The organism is Mesorhizobium sp. M2A.F.Ca.ET.037.01.1.1 (genome assembly GCF_003998075.1).
Taxonomy (GTDB): Bacteria; Pseudomonadota; Alphaproteobacteria; order Rhizobiales; family Rhizobiaceae; genus Mesorhizobium.
Window position 1 is genome coordinate 1 of record NZ_RZSA01000411.1, and the last position, 5,391, is coordinate 5,391.

The window sequence follows — 5,391 nt, forward strand, 5'->3', positions numbered from 1 at the left end:
TGCTCACCCCGGGCGAGGCCCAGGAAGTGCTTGGCCTGGTGCGCGGCATGACCAAGGCCGGCGACCTCACCGTGCTGATGATCTCGCACAAGTTCCACGAGGTCACGGCATTTGCCGACGACATCACCGTGCTGCGCAAGGGCAGGCTCACCGGCACCGGCAAGGTTTCCGACCTTTCGCACAGGGAGATGGCCGCGATGATGATCGGCGACCAGCCGATCGCCGCGCTCGACAGCCGCGCGGCGCCGAAGGCAGACGCCGAGATCGTGCTGAAGGTGAAGGCGCTGAAGGCGCCGGACCGCACCGGCCTCAAGTCGATCGACATCGCCGATCTCGGCGTCCGCTCGGGCGAGATCGTCGGCATCGCCGGCATTTCCGGCAACGGCCAGAAGGAGTTCCTGGAAGTGCTGGCCGGCCAGCGCCCCCGCAATGGCGGCGAGGTGATGGTGCGCGGCGCCGCCTACGCGGCGACGCGCGCCGAAGCGCGCACGCTCAATGTCCGCCTCATCCCGGAGGAGCCGCTGAAGAATGCCTGTGCACCGAGGATGACAGTGGCCGAGAACATCGCTTTCCGCACCTTCGACGTGGACGGCAACGGCAAGCCGGTGAGCTGGATCAGCGCCGGTGCCATCAAATCCTTCAGCGCCCGGCTGGTCGAGCAGTTCAAGGTAAAGACCGCATCGCTGTCTTCGCCGATCGCTTCGCTGTCGGGCGGCAATGTGCAGCGCGCCGTGCTCGCCCGCGAGCTCACCGGCGAGGTCGACCTTTTGATCGTCTCCAACCCGTGCTTCGGCCTCGATTTCTCCGCCGTCGCCGAGATCCGGGCGCGTATCATGAAGGCGCGCAACGCAGGTGCCGCGGTGTTGTTGATGTCGGAAGACCTGGACGAGCTACTGGAACTCTCTGACCGCATCCTGGTCATGTCCGACGGCGCGCTGGTCTATGAGACGCCGATTGCGCAGGCGAGCGTGCAGACCATCGGCGAGCACATGGCGGGGCATCACTGATGGCGGAAATCGCAGCGCAGCCCTTCGCCTTTGCCTTCAGGCCCGAGACGACGGCGCTCATCGTCATCGACATGCAGCGCGACTTTGCCGAGCCGGGCGGGTTCGGAGCGAGTCTCGGCAACGACGTCAGCCGGGTCACGGCCATCGTGCAGACGGTGAAGCGGCTGATCGAAGGCTTTCGCGCCGCGGGCCTGCCGGTGATCCATACCATGGAGTGCCACAAGCCCGACCTTTCAGACCTGCCTCCCGCCAAGCGCGACCGCGGCAATCCCTCGATGCGGATCGGCGATGTCGGCCCGATGGGCCGCGTCCTGATCGCCGGCGAACCCGGCACCGAGATCCTCGACGAGCTCGCGCCCCTGCCCGGCGAGATCGTCATCGAGAAGCCCGGCAAGGGCGCCTTCTACGCGACCGGCCTCGGCGACGACCTGAAACGGCTCGGCGCGCGGCAACTGGTGTTCGCCGGCGTGACGACCGAAGTCTGCGTCCAGACGACGATGCGCGAGGCGAACGACCGCGGCTATGAGTGCCTGGTCGCGGAGGATGCGACGGAAAGCTACTTTCCCGAATTCAAGGCGGCCGCGCTCGCCATGATCCGGGCGCAGGGCGCCATCGTCGGCTGGACGGCGACCACAGATCAGGTCCTCGAGGGAATTGCGAATGCCTAATCTTGCCTTTGCCGGCCTCCTTGACGGCGGCTGGCGCGATCTGGCGTTCGAGCCTTTCCGCGACGGCGTCACCGTGCATTGGCTGCTCAAGGGCGGCCCGGTCGAACCGTCGGTCGCGCTGCTCAAATATCAGCCGGGCGCCGGCGTGCCGCGCCACCGCCATGCCGGGCTGGAAACCATCGTCGTGCTGGAAGGCACCCAGAGCGACGACAACGGCGACTATCCAGCGGGCAGCGTGATCCTCAATCCGGTCGGCACCGAGCATTCTGTGTGGACGAGGGACGGCTGCGTGGTGCTGATCCAGTGGGACCTGCCGGTGATCATTCTGGGGGAGACGAAATGAACGACATCCGCTTCGACATCGCCAGCCTGCGCGCGGCCTACCAAAGCGGGCTTGGCATCGCCGAGGTGATCGATGCGGTCCTTGCCCGCATCGATGCGGCCGGCGACCCCGGCATCTTCATCCACCTCGCGACGAAAGAAGAGATACTGGCCGAGGCCGAGGCGCTCGGCTCGTTTGACCCCGTGGCGAAGCCGCTCTGGGGCATCCCCTTCGCCGTCAAGGACAATATCGACGTCGCAGGCATGCCGACCACGGCGGCCTGCACGGAATATGCCTACACGCCGGACAAAGATGCGACGGTCGTAGCGAGGCTCAAGGCCGCGGGCGCTTTTGTTGTCGGCAAGACCAATCTCGACCAGTTCGCCACCGGCCTTGTCGGCGTGCGCACGCCGTGGCCGATCCCAAGAAATGCGATCGATCCGAAACTCGTGCCCGGCGGCTCCTCCTCCGGCTCGGCGGTTGCGACGGCGCGCGGCATCGTCTCCTTCGCGCTTGGCACCGACACCGCCGGCTCTGGCCGCATCCCGGCTGGCCTCAACAGCATTGTCGGGCTGAAGCCGACGGTCGGCGCGTTGTCGACGACGGGCGTCGTTCCGGCCTGCCGGACACTCGACTGCGTCTCAGTCTTCGCGCTGACGGTCGATGACGCCTATGCGGTGTTCTCGGTCGCTGCCGCGCACGACGCCGCCGATCCCTATTCGCGCGCCATCGCCGTCCAGCCCCTCGCCGCCCGACCGCCGGTGCTGACCATCGGCATCCCGGAAAAGGCCGATCTGAAGTTCTTCGGCGACGCATCGATGCAGGCAGGCTTCGAGGCAGCTCTCAAATCCCTGGAAACGCTCGGCGCCCGGCTTGTCGAAATCCCGTTCGGCGACTTCTACGCCACCGCCGACCTGCTCTACGAAGGCGCCTGGGTGGCGGAGCGCTATGCGGCGATCCGCGATTTCTTCGAAGCGAATGAAGCAGCCCTCCATCCGGTGACGCGCAAGATCATCGGTGGCGCCAGGAACCTGTCGGCCGCCGATGCTTTCCGCGGCCTCTACGCCTTGCAGGCCTACAAGGCCCGCCTGACCCCCGTCATCGCCTCCGTCGACCTTTTCTGCATGCCGACGGCGCCGACCCACTACAGCGTCGATGCCGTGCTCGCCGATCCGATCGTCACCAACAGCCGGCTGGGCACCTACACCAATTTCGTCAATCTGCTCGACATGTGCGGCATCGCCGTGCCGACCGGCACGCGCGACGACGGCCTGCCGATGAGCGTGACCCTGCTTGCCGCCGCAGGACGCGACGGCCTCGTCGCAGCGGTGGCACGCGATCTCCATGCCGCGAGCGGCCTCACTCTCGGCGCGACCGGATGGCTGCAGTCGATCGCGCAGCCTGTCGGCGCGCCGGCCGATGACGGCACGATCGAACTGGTGGTGGTCGGCGCCCATCTTTCGGGAATGCCGCTCAACGGCCAATTGAAGGAGGCCGGCGCAAGCTTCAGCAGGTCGGCGCGGACGACGCCGTCCTATAAGCTCTATGAGCTCGCCGGCCAGACCCCGCCCAAGCCCGGGCTTGTCCGGGTCGGCCACGGCGGCACCGCCATCGAGATCGAGGTCTGGCGCCTTTGCGCCGATGCCTTCGGCCGATTCGTCGCCGCCATCCCGCCGCCGCTCGGCATCGGCACCATCGAGCTCGACGACGGCACGTCGGCGAAGGGTTTCCTGGCGGAGAGCGTCGGCCTGTTCGCGGCGACGGACATCTCGGCCTATGGCGGCTGGCGCAGCTACGTCGCCAGGACGAACGAGACTCAACGCAGATTGGAGAGCGTTTCCTCAAACTGAGCGACGGCCCGGTTCAGCGGCGACCTGCCATGCCAAACGCTTCGGCGTCCGCCTCTCAGGCCAGCTCGAACCGCTCCACGGCGCGCATGATGCCGCGCAGCTCGGCAAGGCCTTTCAGCCTGCCGATCAGCGAATAGCCGGGATTGATCTTCGTCTTGCCGATATCGTCGGCGAGCAGATGGCCATGGTCCGGCCGCATCGGGATGCGCCAGCGGCCTTCCTTGCGCCGGCGCGCCTCCTCCTTCATCAGCGCCAGGATGACTTCGGCCATGTCGGTCGAGCCTTCCAGATGCTCGGCCTCGTAGAACGAGCCATCCGCCTCGCGCGTCACGTTGCGCAGATGCGCGAAATGGATCTTCGGTCCGAACTCCTCGATCATCGCGACCAGATCGTTGTCGGCGCGCACGCCGTAGGAGCCGGTGCAGAAGGTCAGTCCGTTCGACGGGCTGTCGACCGTTCCCACGATGAAGCGCGCGTCGTCCGCCGTGGAAACCACGCGCGGCAAACCGTAGAGCGAGAAGGGCGGATCGTCGGGATGGATGCACATGCGCGCGCCGACTTCCTCGGCGGCCGGAATGATCTCCCTCAGGAACCAGGCGAGGTTGGCGCGCAGTTCGGCCGGGCCGATCGCGGCGTAATCGGCAAGCGCCTGACGCATCGTCTCGCGATTGTAGGTGCGCTCGGTGGCCGGCAGGCCGGCGATCAGATTGCGCTCTATTTTCTCGATGTCGTCGTTGCTCAGAGTCTTCAGTCGTGCTTCCGCCTCCTTAAGGCGCTCCGGACCGTAGCTCGCCTCGGCATTCGACCGCTTCAGCACGAAGACGTCGTAGGCGGCGAAGTCGAGCGCATCGAAGCGCAACGCGTAGCCGGTGGTCGGCAACCGGTACATGAGGTCGGTGCGCGTCCAGTCCACCACCGGCATGAAGTTGTAGCAGATCGTCGAAATGCCGGCCTTCGCCAGCGCCCGGATCGTATCCCTGTACCAGCCCGCGTAGCGCTGCCGTTCCGGCGTCCCCGTCTTGACCGAATTGTGGACCGGAATGCTCTCCACCACCGACCATGTCAGCCCCGCCGCCTCGATGATGCGCTTGCGTTCGAGAATGGCGTCGAGCGGCCAGGCGCTGCCGTCATAGATGTCGTGCAGCGCCGTGACGATACCAGTCGCCCCGGCCTGCTTGATGTGGTCGAGTGTGACCGGGTCGTTCGGGCCGTACCAGCGCCAGCATTGTTCCATGACTGCCTCCCAAAGCATGCGTTTTCATCCGTGTCGTATCTGAACGGCCGCCATGCATCAAAACAAAGACGTAAAGCCGCATCGGACCGAACCCATTTCGGCGCGAGCGCTTCAGCGTGGTTGCGATCGACCATATTGTCGGATGACAATGGCCGTCAAATCAGGGGATCGCGGCGCCTTCCGACGAGCCACCGACAGGCGCTTTCGTCCATCATTGCAGGAGTTTTGTCCATGAACGATTTCGACGGCAAGGTTGCCCTGGTGACGGGAACGACCGGGATCGCCGAGGCAACCGCGCGCCGTCTTGCCG

Annotated in this window: 6 protein-coding genes; 5 read left to right on the forward strand and 1 reads right to left on the reverse strand. The window is 66.1% G+C overall.

Translation table 11 applies throughout. The features are described 5' to 3' along the window. The 4 genes from EOA27_RS20020 to atzF form a co-directional block, all read left to right on the forward strand. The coding region (locus EOA27_RS20020; RefSeq protein WP_127256958.1) for an ATP-binding cassette domain-containing protein at window positions 1-1,007 on the forward strand (1,007 nt) is incomplete at its 5' end. After that, window positions 1,007-1,675: an isochorismatase family cysteine hydrolase gene (locus EOA27_RS20025; RefSeq protein ID WP_127256960.1), complete on the forward strand. Its 669-nt coding sequence runs from the start codon at window positions 1,007-1,009 to the stop codon at window positions 1,673-1,675. The genes EOA27_RS20020 and EOA27_RS20025, both read left to right, overlap by 1 nt. Beyond that, window positions 1,668-2,018: a cupin domain-containing protein gene (locus EOA27_RS20030; protein ID WP_126081108.1), complete on the forward strand. Its 351-nt coding sequence runs from the start codon at window positions 1,668-1,670 to the stop codon at window positions 2,016-2,018. Before EOA27_RS20025 ends, EOA27_RS20030 begins: the two co-directional genes overlap by 8 nt. Then, on the forward strand, window positions 2,015-3,847 hold the full coding sequence (gene atzF, locus EOA27_RS20035; protein WP_126081107.1) for an allophanate hydrolase: 1,833 nt from the start codon (window positions 2,015-2,017) through the stop codon (window positions 3,845-3,847). Before EOA27_RS20030 ends, atzF begins: the two co-directional genes overlap by 4 nt. 55 nt (window positions 3,848-3,902) lie before the next feature. Here the strand turns inward: atzF and uxuA are convergent, their stop codons facing one another. Beyond that, window positions 3,903-5,081, reverse strand: a complete 1,179-nt coding sequence (gene uxuA / locus EOA27_RS20040) for a mannonate dehydratase (protein WP_126081106.1) — start codon at window positions 5,079-5,081, stop codon at window positions 3,903-3,905. A 30-nt stretch (window positions 5,082-5,111) separates the two neighbouring features. On the opposite strand from uxuA, the gene EOA27_RS41550 reads away from it, so the two are divergent. Then, on the forward strand, window positions 5,112-5,391 hold a 280-nt coding region (locus tag EOA27_RS41550; RefSeq protein ID WP_210214159.1), incomplete at its 3' end, for a hypothetical protein.